We start from the raw sequence: 18,035 nt of genomic DNA on the forward strand, positions 1-18,035 counted from the left end.
AGCAGCCGATGGGAAGTGTAGAGGCCCGCGTCCGGCACGTGGGTTAAATCTGGTAAAATCCCGCAGCCGACCCGCCGGACACGAACTCAGCCACCCGCGGGCGGCGGCCCGTAATTCACGACGACGTAAGCGACCGAGAAGCCGCTGCGCCCGTAGTTGCGGAACGAGGGCGGAGCCGGCCCCCGGCCGGCCGCGGACCGCGCGGTCTCGGCGACGAAGCCGCGCAGCCCGACGCCGATCCCGTCCGCCACCCGCGCCGCGATGAGCGCGCCTTGCGAGCCGCGTCCCCTGTGACTCGGCAGGGTCGTATCGAAGCCGAGCCAGCCGAGCCCGTCCGCGATGAACATGGCTCCGACGCCCGCGGGCGCCCCCCCGTCATAGGCCGCATAGACGCTCCAGCGCGAACGGCCCGCGAGCGCGGCAAACCACCTCCGGAGGACCGGCGGGAGCCCGAAGCCCTCGATCGCGACCCGGCCGAAATCCTCGGCCGCGCCGGTACCGAGCCGACGGACCTCGATATCGGTTCGTTGCGGCCGAACGGGGGGCGCGGCATCGCGAACGTGCTTGGCCCAGCCGCTCCCCGCGGGAGCGAGCCCTGCTTCGACGAGCCACCCTCGAATCGGGTTGGACAGAGCAGTGAGCGGCATCTGAAGCGCCCAGCCCGGTGCGCCGTGGGTGCGGAGCCACCGGACGATCCGGCCGAACTCGGCCTTCCCGAGGGGTTCGCCGAAACCCATGCCCCGGTTGAACTCCGTCCAACCGACGCCCGGCAACGCGATCAGCCCGACCCGTCCGATCCTTCCGGAACGGATCCGCAAGGCGGCGGCGTCCTCCGGGCTCGCTGCCTCGTAGAAATCGAGGAAGGCGTCCCGGGCGATCGCTTCGGCTCGCGCCGCGGAGGAGGGATCGGGAGGAAGCATCGATGGTCCCCTTCGGGCTCGCGTCTCGACCCCGCGCGTCTCGACCCCGCGCGTCAGCCCCGGCTGGCGATCATCTGACGACGCCGGTCCAACGCTTCCGCGAAGGTCCGCTTCACCGGATCGAGCACTTGGACGAATTCGAGCTGCTCGCCCTCCGGTCCCTTGCAGTAGATGAGGGACCAGCCGTTTGACTTACCGTCCCGGATCTTGATGGCGTTGGCGCTCGTCGGCGCCGCCCGTCGCTCCTCCTCGGTCCTGACTGCGACGGTGCGGTTGGCTTTCACCTGCGTCATGCCGCGCCGGGCGCATTCGGCTTCGAGGTCGGTGATGAAGCGGTCGAAATCCACGTCGTCACGGATGTAGAAGCAGATGTGCATCGAGCGCGGATAGGCCGGGCTCATGTGGTCGCGCGGCTCGGCCCAGCTGTCGCCCGTGCCCATCGGCTGGCCGGCGTCGCGGTATTGCAGGAGCTCGATGACGACGTTCTCGAACTGGACGAAGCGCACGTCGAGCCGCTGCGTTCCGCCGGCGAGGTCGGGCACGCCGATCGTGCGCGGATCGACCCTGCGCTCGTGCGCGTCGATCTCCTGGTCGGCCAGGATCGTGTAATGGATCGGCTCACCCTTGAAATCGCCGTCCCGCATCACCTCGGTTCCGCCGAGGACTTCCGTGTAGAACGCGAACGCCCTGTCCATGTTCTGGACGGTGACGCCGAAGTGCTGCACGCCCTGCAGGCGCGCTCCGAGGGGTGCGCTGTTCCGGTCATCCGCCCGTCCGGCTCCGGTCGTCGCTGCCAGCGTGGAAGAGGTTCCGACAACGCTGGCAGCCAACGATGCTCCGGCCGCTTGGAGGATCTCCCGGCGGTCCTTGTCGCCGGAATCGGCGGATTCACTCGGAGTCATACGGCCTCGCCTCGTCAGGTTAGCTGTCGGCGCCGAACGTAGACGGAATGAAATGGCGTGGCCGGTAAAATCGGGTAAAATCTTCCTGATCCAGCAAAGTAGGCAGCCGATCTGCTGGTTTGAGAGCGCGTATTCGACGTCTTTGTTTCGACGCTCGACTTCTGATCGGGTCCGGCGGCAATCCCGATGGTCGATGGACCCTGCGGGCGTCTCATCGGCGGCAGGAGCCGGTGGAACTGCCCCGAAGCGGACGAAGGTCCGCTTCGGGGCACGCGCCTCGATTCGCCGGCGGCACGCCGTCGGGGGTCCAGCGGGCTCACGCGTCGGGCCAGGCCGGACGCGCGAGACCGAGATGGTCGCGCAGGGTCCTGCCCTCGTACTCGGTACGGAACAGGCCGCGCTCCTGCAGGATCGGCACCACCTCGGCGACGAATTCCTGGAGGCCGCCGGGGAAGTAGGGCGGCATGACGTTGAAGCCGTCGGCCGCACCGTTCTCGAACCAAGTCTGCATGCGATCGGCGATGTCGGTCGCCGTTCCCACCACCATGTGATGGCCGCGGCCCGCGGCGACACGCAGGGCGAGCTGGCGGATCGTGAGCCCCTCGCGCCGGGCGAGTTCCGTCAGGAGTTCGGCGCGGCTGCGCAGCTGGTCGGACGCCGGCAGGTCCGGCAGCGGCCCGTCGAGGTCATAGCCGCTGAGGGAATGACCGATGCGCTCCTCGAGGAGCGGCATGGCGCTGGCGATGTCGGTCCAGCGGTCGAGCTCGCTGAGCTTCTCGCTCGCTTCCTTGAGCGTCCGCCCGACCACCGGCAGGAAGCCGGGCATGACCGCGACGGAGGCGGGATCGCGCCCGAAGCCGGCGACCCGGGCCTTGAGGCTGCGGTAGAAGCCTTGCGCCTCCGCCAGGCTCTGCTGTGCCGTGAAGACGATGTCGGCGGTGCGGGCGGCGAGATCCTGGCCCGGCCCGGAGGAGCCCGCCTGGATCAGGACCGGATGCCCCTGCGGCGGGCGGGGGATGTTGAGCGGGCCCTTGACCGAGAAATACGGCCCCGCGTGATCGAGCACCCGCACCTTGGCCGGATCGGCATAGACGCCGCGGGCCTTGTCCTTGAGGAAGGCGTCGTCGGCCCAGCTGTCCCACAGGCCGCGCACGACATCGACGAACTCCTCGGCGAGGGCGTAGCGGGCGTCATGCTCGGGATGGCTCTTGGAGAAGTTGTTGGCCGTGCGCGCGTAGGAGGTCGTCACGATGTTCCAGGCCGCGCGGCCGTGGCTCAGGTGATCGATCGACGCGAAGGCGCGGGCGAGGTGATAGGGCTCGCCATAGGTCGTGGACGCCGTCGCCGCGAGGCCGATCCGGTCGGTCACCATGGCGAGAGCCGCGAGCAGCGTCAGGGGTTCGAACCGCGCGATCATCGACGGATGGGCGTCGACGCCGCTGGTGAGGCCGTCCGCCAGGAACACCATGTCGAACTTCGCCGCTTCCGCCATCTGCGCGACCCGGCGCAGGAGGTCGAGGTTCTCGCTGCCCGACTCGGCCTCGGGGTGGCGCCAGCCGGAGACGTGGTGGCCGGCGCCCTGGAGGAAGAGCCCGAGATGGATGCGTCGCGTGGCGGTCATGGTCCGGCGTCTCTCAAGAGGGATCTGGTCACGGCTGGTCATCCGTCAGGACCGGGGCCGGCCGAGGCTGGCGAGAAGGCGGGCGAGGTCGGCGGCGTCCGTCATCGCGGCGACGAGGTCCGGGATTCCGGCGAAGGCGTCGGCGCCGCCGGTCGCATCGCGGAACTTCGGCCCGGCATCGGTCAGGCCCGGCAAACCCGCGACCCGGCGGGTCAGGATGCCGCCGTCGCGCAGGCCGATGTCGAGCCGCACGAAGCGCGTCGCCGGGTCGGCCGACAGGCGCGGCGCGGCCTCGTCGTGGCGCCGCGTCACCCGGCCGGCGAGGCCGGCGAGATCCGGCCGCACCGGCCGCTCGTCGAAATGCCCGATGCCGAGCGTGCCGTCGACGAGCGCCGCGGCGAAGACGTATTCCGGGCTGAAGCGCGCCTCGATCCCGGTATGCGGCCGGGAGACCACCAGGGCCGCATCGCCGCCGGGCGGGAAGGTGAGGGTGACGCTCGCGACGGCCTCCGCCCGCAGGCCGTCGGCATCGCGCAAGGCGAGGGCGCCGACCGCGACCGGATGGGCGGCGGTGCAGCAGGGGAACGCCTTCAGGGTCAGGCCCGGCGCCACGATCTGCCAGGGCCGGCCCCAGCCCTCGAGGAGGCGGCCGGGCGCCGCGGCCCCGAAGCCGAAGGCGGTGAGAAAGCCGATCGGGCTGTCGAGGAAGTCGGGGGCACCGGAGAAGCCGGCCGCGGCGAGGCGCGCCGCGGTCAGCCCGGAGCGCGCCGCGAGACCGGCATGCAGCGGCTTGGCGTCGTGGCCGAATTGCAGGCGCAGACCCGCCGCTTGCGTGGCGGCGAGGCCGAGCGCCACGGCGATCCGCTCCGGGGAGAGGCGCAGGAGATGCGCGATCGCCGCCGCCGCCCCGAGCGGCCCGAGGGTCGCGGTGGCGTGGAAGCCCGTCTCGTAATGCCGCGTGCCGAGGGCGAGGCCGAGCCGCGCCATCGTCTCGAGCCCGACGACGTAGGAGGCGACCAAGTCTTCCCCGGCGATGGACCGGGTCGCCGCGAGGGCGAAGAGGGCCGGCAGGATCACGGTCGTGGGATGGCCGCGCACGCTGGCATGCACGTCGTCGTAGTCGAGGACGTGCCCGCTATGGCCGTTCACCAGGGCGGCGGTGAACGGATCGGTGCGCTCGGCCCGGCCGATCAGCACCGCCGGTCCCGCCCCCGCTCCGAGGGTCTCGATCAGGAGGCGGGTCGAGCGGTCGTCGGCGCCGCCGAGCGCGCAGGCGAGGAAATCGACGATGGCGAGGCGCGCCGCCGTCATGGCGGCGGCGTCGGCCGCGGGGTCCGAGGCGGCCACGGCCTCGGCGAGGCCGCGCGTCAGGTCGGGGCTGGTCATGGTCGCGTCAGATCCCTTCGCCGGGCTGCACCGCCTCGCGGGCCCCGAGACCGCGCACGAACTGCCGGATGCGCGGATTGACGGAGTGGTGGAATATCCGGTCGGGCGGTCCTTCCTCCACGATCCGCCCGTTCTCGGTGAACACCACCTTGTCGCTGATCTCCTGCGCGAAGCGCATCTCGTGCGTGACGAGGAGGCTGGTCATGCCGTCCCGCACCAGCCCGCGGATCACCGCCAGGACCTCGCCCACCGTTTCCGGATCCAGGGCGGAGGTCACCTCGTCGAACAGCACGAGGTCCGGCCGCATGGCGAGCGCCCGGGCGATGGCGACCCGTTGCTGCTGCCCGCCCGAGAGCTGCCCCGGATAGGCCGCGACCTTGTCGGCGAGGCGCACCCGTTCGAGGAGTTCGCGGGCGTGGCGCTCGGCCGCCGCCCGCTTCTCCTTCAGGATGCGGACCGGCGCGATCGTGATGTTGTCGAGCACGGTGAGGTGCGGAAACAGGTTGTACTGCTGAAAGACGATGCCGATGCGCTTGCGCAGGGCGATGCGCTCGGCCTCGCTGCGCAGGGCATCGACCCGCACGCCGCTGACGGTGATGCGGCCGGCGCTCGGCGCCAGCAGCGCGTTGATGCAGCGCAGGATCGTGGATTTGCCCGAACCGGACGGGCCGATGATCGAGACGGCCTCGCCGCGGGCGACCGTCAGGTCGATGCCCTTCAGCACCTCGTTCGGGCCGAAGCTCAGATGCACGTCCTCGAGGGCGACGAGGGGAGTGGACAGCGCGGTCATGGCGGACCCTTCGGAACTCACCGGGCGAAGCGCCGCTCGAGCCGCTGCGTGAGGCGCGACACCGGATAGCAGAACAGGAAGAAGGCGATGAGCACCGTGACGTAGGTCAGGACGGTGAAGTCGGTGCGGCTCACCGCCGTGCTGGCATCGGTGGCGGCGTGGAGCAGCTCGTGCACCCCGACGAGCGAGGCCAGGGCCGTTCCCATGCAGATCGAGGCGTAGAGGTTCATCCAGGGCGGCAGCGCCCGGCGCAGGCACTGGGGCAGGATGATCCAGCGCAGCGCCTCGATGCGGGAGAAGCCGAGCCCCTTGGCGGCGTCCCATTGCGGGGTCGGGATCGACTGGATGGCGCCGCGGGTGATCTCGGCGGTGTGGGCGCTCGCCGGGATGGCGAGCCCGATCACCGCCTTCACCCAGTCCGGGAACGGGATGTAATGGCCGAAGGCGACGATCTCGAAGGGGAAGATGTAGGTCGTGGCGAAGATCAGCACGAGGTGCGGCGCGTTGCGGAACAGTTGCACGTAGGCGATGGCCGCGGCCCGGACCGGGCGGAGCGGGGCCAGCTCCATCGCGCCGAGGACGATGCCGGCGAGCGTGCCGAGCGCCATGGCGAGGAGGCTGATCCAGACGTTCATCGCGAAGCCGCGGGCGAGATAGGGCAGCCATTCCAGCAGCACGCGCCCGAGCGACGGATCGAGGGCGAGCCAGAGACCGACCGCAGCGCTCAGGCCCGCGGCCAGGACGACCGGTCCGGACCGCCGCGGCGAAGGGGCACCGGACGCCGTCATTGCCCGAATCCCGGGACCGCCAGCCGGCGCTCGATCCAGGCGCCGAGGCGCGCGACCGCGAGGTTGATCAGGCTGAAGAACAGGAGCAGCACGATCATCAGCTCGACCACGTTGTCGCGCTGGGTCCAGATCATCAGCGAGGCATAGGTGATCTCGTTGACCGCGACGGCGTAGCCGATCGTGGTCAGCTTCACCAGGTTGACGAGGTTGTTGACGATCGCCGGCAGGGCCGTGCGGAGCGCGAGCGGCAGTTCGACCACCCGCAGCACCTCGAGGCGCGAGAAGCCGAGCCCGCGCGCCGCCTCGACGGTCGCCGCCGGCACCGCCTCGATGCCGCCGCGCAGGGCCTCGGCGTGGAAGGCCGCGACATGGAGGCCGACGACCGAGACCAGCCAGAAGAAGGCCCCGAACGGGTTGTTCTGCGCGCCGCCGAGCGCCTTCGAGATCAGCATGTTGACCACCAGGACGGTGAACATGAGCTGCACCAGCGTCGGCGTGTTGCGGGTGAGCTCGACATAGGCCCGCGCGGGCCCGGAGAGCCAGGGCCGGCCGGAGGTCAGCGCCGCCGCCAGGGCGACGCCGCCGGCGAGGCTGAGCGGGATGGTGAGGGCGACGAGGACGAGCGTCGTCGCCATCCCGTCGAGCCACATCCGGACCTCGAACGGGCTCGTCAGGAAGTCGAAATTGAGCCCGACTTGGCTCGCCAGGGCGATGAAGCCCTGGATCACGGCGTCCCGCATCGGTGTCGGCTCCCTGGGCTCACGCCGCCGTCACCGGGCCGCCGAGAGCTTCTTCTGCTCCTCCTCGATGAAGGTCGTGTTGTGGAGCCGATTGGCCTTCGCGATCTCCAAGAGCTTGCCGGAGGCGATCAGCTCGCGCAGCGCCTTGTCGAGGGCGGCGGCGGTGTCCTTCTCGCCCTTGCGGATCCAGACCACCGAATCCGCCGGCACGATCTCGGTCGGGACGAGGATCGCGTAATCCTTCCACTCGTCGGCACGGTCCTCCAGCATCAGGGCGACCGTCGCGCCGGTATGGACGGCGACGACGCAGGTGCCGCCCTTCAGCGCCAGGAGCGATTCCGGCTGGCTCGGGAAGCCCTTCACCACGGCCCCGTACTGCTCGATCAGCGGCTGGGTGAAGTTCGAGCCCTGCGAGACGCAGACCGGCTTGCCCTTCAGGTCGGCCCAGTCCTTGATGCCGCTGTCCTTGCGCCCGACGGCGGCGCCGCCGGCGCGATCGAAGACGGTCGGCGGAAAGTCCATGATCTTCGCCCGCTCGTCGGTGACCTGCATGTTGGCGAGGAGGGCGTCCACCTTGCCCTGTTGCAGGAACTGCACGCGGTTCGGCGGCGTCACCGTGACGGTGGCGAGTTCGACGCCCAGCTTCTCGGCGAGCGCCTTGGCGAGATCGATGTTGAAGCCCTTCTGCTCCTGGGTCTTCGGATCGATGGAGCCGAACGGGGCACCCGACAGGATCACGCCGACGGTGAATTTCCCCCGCGCCTTGATGCGGTCGAGGGTGGCGTCGGCCGAGGCCGCGGAGAGACCGGCGATCATGCCGGCGACCAGCGTTGCGGCACGGAGGAGGTGGGTGTTCAGGGTCATCGCGATCGGCTGCTTGAGGGCTGGCGCAAGGGCCCGGGAGGCGGGTTCCTCCGGACCGTGCCATGCGGAAGGGGAGCGAGGGGCGTCTGGCGCATTCCGTGTTCGATCCGACGCAGTCGGAAGCGGGCCGGCCGGCGCGGCATATCCCAAATTCGATGGGTTTTGTAGATTTCATGCCGGGCGGACGCGGTGTCCCCCGGCGGGCTCCGGAGCGCGGAGGCGATCGTGACGGCCCCCGCGTCCCTGTCGCGGTGTGCCGCGACCGAGGGGTGCCGGGCATTTCGGACCGGCCGGAGCCGCACCTGATGCCGACCACCTGAGGCCGGGCCCGACAGGCAACCTGAGTGAACGACGACACGCCCGTCCGGTGCCATAAAGGGCGCGTGCCGGTGTGTGCGCTCTTCGAACGAGACCCCGAACGGCATGCGCAGCGGCACCAGCGGGTCGGGAACGGCCCCTCCAACGCACAACCCCGACCCGCTGCCATCCGTCGAGAACGGCCGCCGCGATCGTGGCCGAATGGCCGAGGCCGGCCTGGATTAAACCAAAGTTGAAGACAGCGGGCGGAATCCGGGACACAGCTGACGTGTGGCGCCCATCTCCTGCTGCCCGCAATAGAACGGCGTCATCGGCGGGTCAGGTTGCTGGCGAGTCGACCCCCCTCAGCAACCTGATCCGCTGCCCCTTCCGACCGCCGGCCCCTGAGGTGTCGGCAGGCGGGCCTCGAAGCCAGGCGCATAGGCTCCGGGGGTTCAGGCAGCCTCCGGCTTTGTGCCGGCAGCCTGGGTGACCTCGGCCATCGCCGCCGCGCGCGCGACCTGATCGGGAACATCCTCCTCGGAGCCCCACCAGATCGTCTCGCCGGTGCTCATCCGCGCGTAGCGGGCCTGCCCGTACGTGCCCAGCTCGATGATCCGTGCCGGCCGCCCGCTCTTGCTCACAGCGATCATCCGTCGGCTCCCTCACCACCCTCGTCCATGAACGAGGAGAATCGCACGAGGGTTCACGGACGCTTCATCATCTTACGGGGTAGCGGTCGGGGCGCAGATCATGGCCGCCGGTTCGTGTCGCATGGACGTGACATCGCAAGAACAGCCAAATCAATCACAAATCCAACAACGAAGACCGCCGATGCGGGCGCCCGGACGGCCGAGACCATTACTGGCGACATCAGCATTCCGTCGACTCTCGCGAGCTTGCGAATGGGCGCTCAAGGGGCGTTTCGCAGGCTCGGCCGCCACCGGCCCCTGACGCAGCCCACCCCTTGCGCTCCGGGTGCCGCGCGCCATTTCGCCGCGTTCGAGGAGGAGAGGCCCGATGGATCGTGAGCGCGACCGAGACGTGGCGGAAGAGCTGATCGACGATGCCAGGACGCTGACCGGCGGACGCGAGCCGATCCACCGGCCGGGGCAGGGAACGGACCAGCCGGGCGGCGACGAGAGCACCAGGACGCCGAAGGACTGAGGCCGCTCAGGCGGGTGGCCGGCATCCGCCGCGCCGGCAGGGTTCGGGCCTGAACTCAGCCAGCGTGACCGTCTCGGCCGCCTGCTCCCGGCCGGACTCGGACGGTGATCCGGGCCCCTTCAGGTCGGGTCGTGCGGAGGTTTTTCGGACGCCGGCCGTCTGTCTCCCACCCAACCCCAACCCGGGCGTCTGGGCCGGACATGAACCGCGGACGGGCCCGCGTTGTTGACGCCTTGTATGACTGCCGCGAAGCGTGGAGCGCCGGGGATGCGTCGTGACATGGCCGGAACCGTGGTTCTGGGCGCCGTTTTCCTTCTGGCCGCGGCGATGCCCGCCCGCTCGGCGGAAGCGGACTCGGCGGAAGCGGAGACGATCCAGCCCGGCCAGGCGAACGCCGCGATCCCGCCGTTCCTCCAGGGTCCTGAGCCGGGAACGCTGCGCGCCTCCAAGATCATCGGCGTCCCCGTGATCGGCATGGACCACGTGCGCGTCGGCCGGATCGAGGATGTGCTGGTCGATGGAAGCGGGCGCGTGCGAGCGGTCGTCATCGGCGTCGGCGGCTTTCTGGGCGTGGGCGAGAAGTCCGTCGCCGTCCCGTTCGATCAGCTTGCCTGGAACCTCAGCGACGTGCCGCTGACGGGTGGGCCGGGCGCGGTCGTCTCACCGCAGACCGCGCCGAGCGCCCAGGCGGCTGCCGAGGTCGCGCCGCACGCGATGCCGGGTGCGGGGACCACCCGGGACGTGCTCGCGGCGGTCCAGAACCAGCACAGCGGCCGCGTGACCGAGGCGACCGGTCCGGTCGAGCCGCAGCGCCCCGCTGCTGCCCCCGCGACGATCTTCGCCGGCGATACGCCGTGGCACGCCGAGATCCGCCTGACCAAGGCCCAGCTTCAGGACGCCCCGGCCTTCCGCTTCAAGGCGCCCCGCCCCTGAATATCATTCGCGTGCCCGTCCTGTCCGGAGGGAACCCCATGAGGAACGCCGTCGCCGCCAGCCTGGTCTGGGCCTCAAGCCTGCAGGGCGCGCTGGCCCAGCAGACGAATCCGGGACCACCGATCTCCGAAACGGGGCCCTCAGGATCGAGCTCCGGAGCGGCCACCGCCGCCGCGACCGACTTCAACTGGGTCTGGCTGAGCGCCCTGGTGGCTCTGGTCGTCCTGGCGCTCTGGTACGTGGCGCGCCGTCGCCAGTCCGGCCCGCCGCCGCGCTGAATGTCGTCGCCCGCGAGGCGGGCCGTCTCTCGGGACGAACACCGGCCCGCGGGGATCCGGTCGCGGATGCGTGCGAACCGCCCCGCAGGGGGGGTTGAACGGGCGTGGATTGCCGATGAGCCACCACCAGCAAGGCCGATCCCCATGACGATGCGCCTGTCCCGGATCCTCGGTCTGATCGCCGGCCTGCTCGTCGCCCTACCGGCCGTGGCCCAGATGCGCGGACATGGGGGGCCGGTGCGCGCGCTCGCCGTGAATCCCGACGGGCGCCTCGTGATCTCCGGCAGCTTCGACCAGTCGATCATCCTGTGGTCCCTCGACACGGGAGCGGCACTCGGCGTGCTGCGCTTCCACGACGGCGCGGTGAACGCGGTCGCGGCCCTGCCCGACGGGCGCTTCGCCAGCGCCTCGGAGGACGGGCGCGTCGCCCTGTGGCGGCTCGGACGCTCCGATCCGGAGCAGGTGCTCGACGCTCATTCGGGGCCAGTCGTCGGCCTCGCCGTCTCCCCGGACGGCACGGCTCTCGCCTCGGCCTCCTGGGACGGGACGGCGAGGCTCTGGCCGCTCGCCGGGGGTCCGGCCCAGGTGCTCGAAGGGCATCAGGGCAATGTGAACGCGGTCGCCTTCCTGCCCGATGGTCGGCCGGTCACCGTGGGCGCCGACGCCACCGTGCGGATCTGGCCGCGCGGCAACGCTCCGGTCACCACCGCGACGCTGCCGACGGCTCTCAGCGCGGTTGCCGTGACCGGGGACGGGGAGATCGTCGCGGCCGGCGCCGACGCGACCGTGCGCTTCCTGCGCCCGGACGGTGCGGTGCGTGCCGCCGTGGAGCTTGGCCCCGATCCCGTGATCGCGCTTGCGCCGTCGCCGGACGGCACGCGGATCGCGGCGGCGACGGCGGGCGGCACCGTGGCCATCATCGAGCGGGCGACGGGGCGGATCCTGCTGCGGCTCGTCGGACCCGGCCTGCCGATCTGGTCCGTGGCTTGGCGGCCGGATGGGACCGAACTCGTCACCGGCGGCGGCGACCGGCTGGTGCGGCGCTGGCAGGCGAGAAGCGGCGAGCCGGTCGGGACGCTCGCCATGGCGCGCCGGGACGATCCCCTCGCGGGCTTTCACGGTGACCGCGGCGCCGAAGTGTTCAGGGCCTGCATCGCCTGTCACACTCTGACGGCGGATGAGGGCAACCGGGCCGGGCCGACCCTCGCCGGAATCTTCGGCCGGCGGATCGCCAGCGTGGCGGGCTACCGCTATTCGGAGCCCTTGAAGCGGATGGATATCGTGTGGACGCCCGAGACGGTCGCGCGCCTCTTCGAGGTGGGCCCGTCCCGGTACACGCCCGGCACGAAGATGCCCGAGCAGACGATCGGCAGTGCCGTCGATCGGGAAGCGCTCGTGCGCTTCCTCGAGAAGGTCACCCGCTCGCCCTGAGCAGGGTCGCACCGGGCGGTTCTGCCCGACTTACGGCTTGCATGATGGTCTCCGCCGGTCCGGTGATCGCCTCGGCGGGAAGCGCCTCGGAGCAGCGTCCGATTGCAATGTGGTCGGGCGCGGCTCTAGCCGCCGGAGCGCTCGCGGATGTAATCCTCGCTCGTGCGCGGTTTCGTGCGCTCCGGCATCGCATGCGGGTCGAAGCCCTGATTGAGCGCGGCTTCGACGCGGCAATCCTCGCACATCATCAAGGAGCGGATGCGGTCCTCCCCGCCCGCGCCACTGAACATCCAGTGCTGCCCGCGCAATCGCTCGATCACACGCTCGATCGTCGCCCGCGTCCCGAACGGCTTCGCGCACTGGGTGCAGCAGAAGGGCTCCTCCTCCTTCATGATCCGGCGGGGGGCCGCCCATGCGCCGAAATCCACCTGCGGGCGCAGGGAGATCACGTCCTCCGGGCAGGTTGCGGCGCAGAGCCCGCACTGCACGCACAGGCTCTCGTTGAAGGCGAGAAGCGGCTTCTCGGTGCTGTCGGAGAGGGCCTGGGTCGGACAGGCGCCGACGCAGGCGAGGCACAGCGTGCAATCCTGCGAGCGGAAGTCGAGGCCGCCGAAGGGCGCGCCGGCCGGAAGCGGAACCCGCGCCACCGGGTCGGGCGCGGCGATGTGCATCTCCCGCAGAGCATGACGCAGCACGTCGCGCTTGGGCCCGTCCGGCACCAGCCCCGCCGGAGCCGAGGTGGGACGGCCGAGCGCCGCGGCGCGCAGCGCCTCCCCGAGCACGTCCGGATCGTCGGTCTCGATCGTCGCGACGACCGCGGCCCCGGTCTCCGGGCCGTAGCCGAGCGCCCGCGCCACCGCGTCGCCCAGGCCGATGGTGCCATGGAGGGGGGTCAGGTCGTGCTTGGGACGCGCCCGAACGAGCATCCGGATGGCGGCGGCTCCGTAGGCGAAGAGGGCCACGATCGCCTCGGGACCGATCTGGGTGACCTCGTTGACCTGCACCGGAAGCACGTGGGCCGGCAGTCCCTCGCCGGAGCGGCCGAGCGCATCGATCAGGGGCTCGCCGTGCTCGCCGTCGTGGAAGAGGACGAGCGCGCGCGCTCCACCGGCGGCCCGGTAGGCCCGCATCAGGCTCCGCAGCCGCCGCATCAGCGCATCGGCCGGCGGCAGCGCGTAGGCGGCGGCCCCGGTCGGGCAGACGGCCGCGCAACTGCCGCAGCCCGCGCAGACGAACGGGTCGATCGCCACGCTGTCGCCGGCCGGGGCGATGGCGCCGGTCGGGCAGACCTCCAGGCAGCGGGTGCAGCCGGTGATGCGCGAGCGCGAATGCGCGCAGAGCGCGCCGTGGAAGTCGATGAAGCGCGGCTTGTCGAACGCGCCGACGAGGTGGGAGGCCTCCGCCAGCGCGCGCTCGACCGCGGCCGGGTCACGCGGATCGGCCCGCAGATAACCGCTGCGCAGGTCGTGCGCGGGAAACAACGGCGGGTTCCCCGACAGGTCCAGCACGAGATCGCAGGTCGAGACGGCGCCGTCGCGTGCCGGCCCGAAGACCAGACGGTTGCGCGAGGACGGCGCCGGCAGGGCGTAGTCGTCGATGCGCAGCTCGAACGCGCCGAGATGGCCCTTCGCGCCCCGCACCCTGCCTTGCAGCACGGGGAAGGTGTTGCGGTGGAGGGGGGCGACCTCGCCGCCCGGCGTCAGCAGCACGGTCACGTCGAGATGCGCGGCGAGCCGTCGCCCGGCCTCGACCGCGGCCTCGTCGCGCCCGTAGATCAGAGCGACGCCGCGGCTCTCCAGCGGCACCGTTCCGGCGACCGGCACCGGCTCGCTCGCGGCCGCCAGCAGGGCCGCCATCTTGGGCCCCGCGGAGGCGGCCTCCGTCGACCAGCCGGCCGTCTCGCGGATCTTGGCGTAGGCGACGCGGTCCTCGGCCGCCATCTCCTCGGCGACCTCGTCGAAGAGCGGCGCCTGCAGGGTGCAGGAGACCGTGACGGGTCCGCCCGCCGCCAAGGCCTCGCGGAAGCGATCGAGCTCCCGGCCGCAGAGCTGGTCGGCGGTGACGAGGCGGCCGCCGCAGCCCTTGCCGATGGCGGCTGCGTCGAGGGACATCATCCGCTCGCAGGAGCAGGCGAAGACGAGACGGTCGGACACGGATGAACCCGGAACGAGGCGAGACACGCGGGTCCCTTCGCGCGAAGGGACGAAGCCCTTATAGTCGAACGGTTCGAGAGTACGATCCGACATGCGGGCGCAGGGTGCGACCGCCCCCTGCCTCCCCGACCACCTCATGCACGAGGCCATATGCACGAGGCCATGACGACGAGGCCATGACGTCCCGTCCCGTTTCATCCCCCCGTGCCGGGCTGGTCCTGCCGCCGGGCTTCAGCGAGCGCGTCGCGACCGGGGACGCCCATGCCGAGGCGTGCCGGCTTGCCGGCGCCGGCGAGGCCCCCGCGACCCTGGTGCTCGGCACGCGCAGCGACCTGATCGACCTCGCCGTGGTGCTCGCGCCCGACGAGCCGTTGCGCAGCGCGCGACGCGCCGTCTTTGCCGGCATGGCGGCTCTCGCCGATGCGGTCGGCGTCTTCGGACCGCCGGACATTCCGGTGCGGTTTCACTGGCCCGCCACCCTGATGTTCAACGGCGCGCGGCTCGGCGGCGGGCGCCTCGGCTGGCCGGCGACCTGCGCCGAGGACGCGGAGCCGGATTGGCTCGTCTTCTCCGCCATGCTCATCGTCTCGAAGGCCGCGTCCGGTGATCCCGGGCTGACGCCGGATTCGACGGCCCTGGAGGAGGAGGGCTTCCCGCCGGACCTCCACGGCCCCTTCGCCGAGAGCTTCGCGCGCCACCTCACCAAGACCTTCGAAATCTGGCGCGAGGACGGGTTCGGGCACGTCGCGGCCCGCTACCTCGCCCGGCTGGACGGCGAGTCCGGCCGGCGCGCCGCGCTCGACGACGCCGGCGATGCCCGGTTCTCGCACCCAGACGGCCGGACCGAACACGCGCCCTTGGCCCGCGCCCTCCTGGCGCCCGGCTGGCACGATCCTGAGACCGGAGCAGTTCGCCTGTGAGCCTGAAACTGCCGCGGACCCTCCGGCTCGACCCGTCTGACACATTCGTGTTCGAGCAGGCCGCCGAACCCGGCGAGTGGGCCGTGACGGGCTCGTTCCTGTTCATGGACGCCGACATCGCGGCGCTGTCCGGGAAGACGCGGGCCGCCTTCCGGTCCGGCTTCGTCGGCGTGCGATCGCTCGGCTTCTCGACGCTCGTCGTCGTGAGCGAGGCGAGCGAGGCCGAGCGCGACGCGGCGGTGGAGGCCTTGGCCGCCCACATCCACGCGCGCTTCGGCGCGCCGGACCGGGATGCGGCCCGCGCCGCGGCGCGCGAGGAGATCGACGTCGCCGCCTCTCTGTGCAAGGTGCCGGTCGGCAGCGTGGTGGCGATGCATCGCACGGCGGGTGACGGGGAGATCCGCGAGGATTTCCGCACCCTTCATCAGCGCCCGGGCGCGGAGCAGCGGCACGGGCGCGCCTTTCACCTCGTCGAGATCGACGAGGCCGGGCCGGAGGAGGAGGCCGACCTCGTCGGGCTCCTGCGCGACACGACGGCGGAACGCTGACGGGATGCTGACGGGATGACCGAGTTCTGGGTTTCGAGCGGCCATCATCTCACGCGGAGGACCGAGGGCGGCGGCTTGGCCGTCACGGACGAGCTGATCCTCGCCTATCTGGCGCGGCCGGAACTCGTGCCGCCGGCAGAGGCCTGCCCGGCCGAGCGGGCGCTCCACGCGGCGCTGATGGCGGCGCCGCGGCGGCGTGTGACACCCGGGGAGGTCGCCGCGATCGCCGACGCCGACGCCCGCGAGAACTGGGGCGTGATCCTCGCCTTCCGGGACCGCCTCCTCGCGGCGCGTTCGATCGAGGCGGCCTATCTGTCGCTCGTGCGTGGCAACCTGCAGGGCGTGCCCTCCTTGTTTCTGAACCAGCTCGTGCACCTGATCCTGCGCAACGGCCTCGACGGCTGCGACGACCCGTTCGTGCTGCGCGCAGCCGAGCTGTTCTTCCGGCCTCAGCGGGTGAGCGTCCACGAGGGCGCGGTGCTCCTCGCCGACGCCGAGGTGATCGCCGCGCGCGTGGGCGGCGCTCCGCTCTCGCCCCTCGTCGCGATGCTCGGCCGGGATCCGGCCGGCGAACTCGACGTGCTCACCGACGAGAACGCCTGGACCTACTGGAGCCGCTCGGACGCCTTCACCATGGCGCTCAATCTCGGCTCCGATCCGCGCAGCCGCGCGGGGCTGGCGCGGGCGATCGAGGTCTTCGTGCAGCATCTGCTCAATGTCCGCGTGCGGGTGACGCCGCTCGACCGGCTGGAGGATCCCGACTGGCGCTGGTTCGTCGGGCTCGATGCGGAGGGCACCCGCATCGGGAATGCGCTGTGGCACGGCGAGACGCTCGACGCGGCGGCGCGCGAGCGCCTGCTCGCCGCGTTCAGCCTCGTCTTCGACGATCCCGCGCAGGTGGAGCCCGCGGTCGGCACCCGGCCGGTCTATCTCCTGCTCGCCGCGTCGCCGGACCGGACCTTGCAGCTCAAGCCCCACAACCTCGTTGTCGGATTGCCCCTGGCCGGCAGCCGGGAGGCGGCCTGAGGTGGATGCAATGCCCGAGGATCGGTTCGAGGTCGGCATCATCGTCGCGCGCAGGCGCCTGAAGGGCCCCTGGGCGAGCCATGCCTGGCTGCCGGTCGGGGCGTTGCCGGCCGCCGCGGACGCGGCCCCCGGGACCACGCTGTCCGAGACCGAGGACGAAACGACCTTCTACGCCGGCTCCTACGAGGTGTCCCTCCACCCGGGCGCGACCGCGCATTACCGTGACAATCTCGTCTCCGGGCGCCCGTCCCTGTGGGTCGCGTTGCGGAGCACCGACGAGGATGCTTACGCCGTGGCGAGCGTCACGGCCGATCCTTACGAGGGCGAGGCCATGGCCGAGGGGATCGGCGAGATCGTCGAGGCCGTGCCGATGCCGCCCGAGGTGCAGGCCAAGCTGGTCGCCTTCTTCGAGGCCTTCCACGTCGAGCGCAAGTTCGAGAAGCGCAAGCGCGACCGCGCCGATCCCGAAGCGCTCGCCCGTCGTACGCCCGGGACCCGGGAGGGGCTGCCATGAGCGAGGACTTCCTTTCCCGCTGGGCGCGCCGCAAGCGCGCCGTCCGCGCCGCGGAGGAGGCCGAGCGCGCGACGGCCGCCGAGGACCAGACCGCCTCCGCCGTGGCGGCCAGCCCCGGAACCGAAGCGGCGGCCGGTGTCCCGGATCCGCTTTCGGATCCCGGCCCGCCGGAGCGGCCGGAGGCCGAGGATCCGCAGGTGGATCTGCCACCGCTCGAATCGCTGACGCCGGAGAGCGACCTCGCGCCGTTCCTGCGCGTCGGCGTGCCGGCGGTCCTGCGCAACGCCGCCCTCCGCCGGATGTGGTCCCTCGATCCCGCCATCCGCGACTTCGTCAGCGAGGCCCGGGAATACGCCTACGATTGGAACAGTCCCGGCGGCGTGCCCGGCCTCGGCCCGCTTCTGCCCAGCGACGACGTTCAGGCCATGCTGCGCCGGATCGTGGACGGCCCGCCGCAGGAGGCCCTGACGCCGGCCGACGGGTTGCCCCGCCTCGACGAGGACGAGGCGGCCTCTCCAGCGGCTCCCGCAACGGCGGAGCGGGCGATGGCCGAGGCCGCGGCGCCTCCGGCGGAGACGATGCCGACCGTCCAGCCCGCATCCGATGCGCCTTCGCAGCAGCCCGACGCGCGTTCTCCGGCCCGGGATCCTGCTCCCCGCTCCGAGGCGGCATCGAGGCCGCGGGTGCGGCGTCACGGCGGGGCGATGCCGGCGTGAAACACGCAAAGATTGAGTTGCGTGCAATGCGAATGCTTCTT

General features: G+C 71.5%; 19 protein-coding genes. 9 read left to right on the forward strand and 10 right to left on the reverse strand.

Annotation, left to right across the window (positions count from 1 at the left end):
- Positions 1 to 86 precede the first annotated feature (86 nt).
- The 9 genes from ACE101_RS13425 to ACE101_RS13465 all read right to left on the reverse strand — a co-directional run bounded on the left by ACE101_RS13425 (position 87) and on the right by ACE101_RS13465 (position 8,961).
- A complete protein-coding gene (locus ACE101_RS13425; RefSeq protein ID WP_379130119.1) occupies positions 87 to 920 on the reverse strand; it encodes a hypothetical protein in 834 nt (277 codons plus the stop codon).
- Between the two features lie 53 nt (positions 921 to 973).
- Positions 974 to 1,750: a VOC family protein gene (locus tag ACE101_RS13430; protein WP_379130122.1), complete on the reverse strand. Its 777-nt coding sequence runs from the start codon at positions 1,748 to 1,750 to the stop codon at positions 974 to 976.
- A 388-nt stretch (positions 1,751 to 2,138) separates the two neighbouring features.
- A complete protein-coding gene (locus ACE101_RS13435; protein ID WP_379130124.1) occupies positions 2,139 to 3,443 on the reverse strand; it encodes an LLM class flavin-dependent oxidoreductase in 1,305 nt (434 codons plus the stop codon).
- Between the two features lie 45 nt (positions 3,444 to 3,488).
- Positions 3,489 to 4,829 carry an MmgE/PrpD family protein gene (locus ACE101_RS13440; protein ID WP_379130127.1) on the reverse strand — a complete coding sequence of 447 codons (1,341 nt, stop codon included), beginning with the start codon at positions 4,827 to 4,829 and terminating at the stop codon, positions 3,489 to 3,491.
- A gap of 7 nt (positions 4,830 to 4,836) precedes the next feature.
- Entirely contained in the window at positions 4,837 to 5,619 is a 783-nt protein-coding gene (locus ACE101_RS13445) for an amino acid ABC transporter ATP-binding protein (protein ID WP_379130129.1), read from the reverse strand.
- A 17-nt stretch (positions 5,620 to 5,636) separates the two neighbouring features.
- Positions 5,637 to 6,407 (reverse strand): amino acid ABC transporter permease, encoded by a 771-nt coding sequence (locus tag ACE101_RS13450; RefSeq protein ID WP_379130132.1) that lies wholly within the window; start codon positions 6,405 to 6,407, stop codon positions 5,637 to 5,639.
- On the reverse strand, positions 6,404 to 7,147 hold the full coding sequence (locus ACE101_RS13455; protein ID WP_379130135.1) for an amino acid ABC transporter permease: 744 nt from the start codon (positions 7,145 to 7,147) through the stop codon (positions 6,404 to 6,406). Before ACE101_RS13455 ends, ACE101_RS13450 begins: the two co-directional genes overlap by 4 nt.
- 30 nt (positions 7,148 to 7,177) lie before the next feature.
- A complete protein-coding gene (locus tag ACE101_RS13460; RefSeq protein WP_379138659.1) occupies positions 7,178 to 7,963 on the reverse strand; it encodes a transporter substrate-binding domain-containing protein in 786 nt (261 codons plus the stop codon).
- 800 nt (positions 7,964 to 8,763) lie between these two features.
- Positions 8,764 to 8,961, reverse strand: a complete 198-nt coding sequence (locus tag ACE101_RS13465) for a hypothetical protein (protein WP_379130137.1) — start codon at positions 8,959 to 8,961, stop codon at positions 8,764 to 8,766.
- Positions 8,962 to 9,328: 367 nt separating this feature from the next.
- Between ACE101_RS13465 and ACE101_RS13470 the strand changes: the two genes are divergently transcribed.
- The 4 genes from ACE101_RS13470 to ACE101_RS13485 all read left to right on the forward strand — a co-directional run bounded on the left by ACE101_RS13470 (position 9,329) and on the right by ACE101_RS13485 (position 12,117).
- Positions 9,329 to 9,475 (forward strand): hypothetical protein, encoded by a 147-nt coding sequence (locus ACE101_RS13470; RefSeq protein ID WP_379130140.1) that lies wholly within the window; start codon positions 9,329 to 9,331, stop codon positions 9,473 to 9,475.
- 279 nt (positions 9,476 to 9,754) lie between these two features.
- Positions 9,755 to 10,408, forward strand: coding sequence for a PRC-barrel domain-containing protein (locus ACE101_RS13475; RefSeq protein ID WP_379130143.1), 654 nt, complete (start codon positions 9,755 to 9,757; stop codon positions 10,406 to 10,408).
- Between the two features lie 38 nt (positions 10,409 to 10,446).
- The gene (locus ACE101_RS13480) at positions 10,447 to 10,686 is read left to right on the forward strand and encodes a hypothetical protein (protein ID WP_379130146.1); all 240 of its coding nucleotides are present in this window, start codon (positions 10,447 to 10,449) and stop codon (positions 10,684 to 10,686) included.
- Between the two features lie 144 nt (positions 10,687 to 10,830).
- Positions 10,831 to 12,117 carry a c-type cytochrome gene (locus ACE101_RS13485; protein WP_379130149.1) on the forward strand — a complete coding sequence of 429 codons (1,287 nt, stop codon included), beginning with the start codon at positions 10,831 to 10,833 and terminating at the stop codon, positions 12,115 to 12,117.
- A gap of 125 nt (positions 12,118 to 12,242) precedes the next feature.
- Here the strand turns inward: ACE101_RS13485 and ACE101_RS13490 are convergent, their stop codons facing one another.
- Positions 12,243 to 14,228: a 4Fe-4S binding protein gene (locus tag ACE101_RS13490; RefSeq protein WP_379138662.1), complete on the reverse strand. Its 1,986-nt coding sequence runs from the start codon at positions 14,226 to 14,228 to the stop codon at positions 12,243 to 12,245.
- Between the two features lie 218 nt (positions 14,229 to 14,446).
- On the opposite strand from ACE101_RS13490, the gene ACE101_RS13495 reads away from it, so the two are divergent.
- From ACE101_RS13495 to ACE101_RS13515, 5 genes are read left to right on the forward strand one after another with little or no spacing between them, the layout of a single operon-like run.
- Complete coding sequence (locus tag ACE101_RS13495; protein ID WP_379130151.1) at positions 14,447 to 15,190, forward strand: biotin/lipoate--protein ligase family protein; 744 nt, start codon at positions 14,447 to 14,449, stop codon at positions 15,188 to 15,190.
- The gene (locus tag ACE101_RS13500) at positions 15,187 to 15,738 is read left to right on the forward strand and encodes a DUF6505 family protein (protein ID WP_379130154.1); all 552 of its coding nucleotides are present in this window, start codon (positions 15,187 to 15,189) and stop codon (positions 15,736 to 15,738) included. Before ACE101_RS13495 ends, ACE101_RS13500 begins: the two co-directional genes overlap by 4 nt.
- 15 nt (positions 15,739 to 15,753) lie before the next feature.
- Positions 15,754 to 16,764, forward strand: coding sequence for a DUF6352 family protein (locus ACE101_RS13505; RefSeq protein ID WP_379130156.1), 1,011 nt, complete (start codon positions 15,754 to 15,756; stop codon positions 16,762 to 16,764).
- Positions 16,765 to 16,774: 10 nt separating this feature from the next.
- Complete coding sequence (locus tag ACE101_RS13510) at positions 16,775 to 17,278, forward strand: DUF3305 domain-containing protein (RefSeq protein ID WP_379130158.1); 504 nt, start codon at positions 16,775 to 16,777, stop codon at positions 17,276 to 17,278.
- Positions 17,275 to 17,994, forward strand: coding sequence for a DUF3306 domain-containing protein (locus ACE101_RS13515; protein WP_379130159.1), 720 nt, complete (start codon positions 17,275 to 17,277; stop codon positions 17,992 to 17,994). The genes ACE101_RS13510 and ACE101_RS13515 overlap by 4 nt, the downstream gene beginning before the upstream one ends.
- Positions 17,995 to 18,035: the final 41 nt, after the last annotated feature.

It is taken from the genome of Methylobacterium carpenticola (assembly GCF_042748905.1).
GTDB classification, from domain to species: domain Bacteria; phylum Pseudomonadota; class Alphaproteobacteria; order Rhizobiales; family Beijerinckiaceae; genus Methylobacterium; species Methylobacterium carpenticola.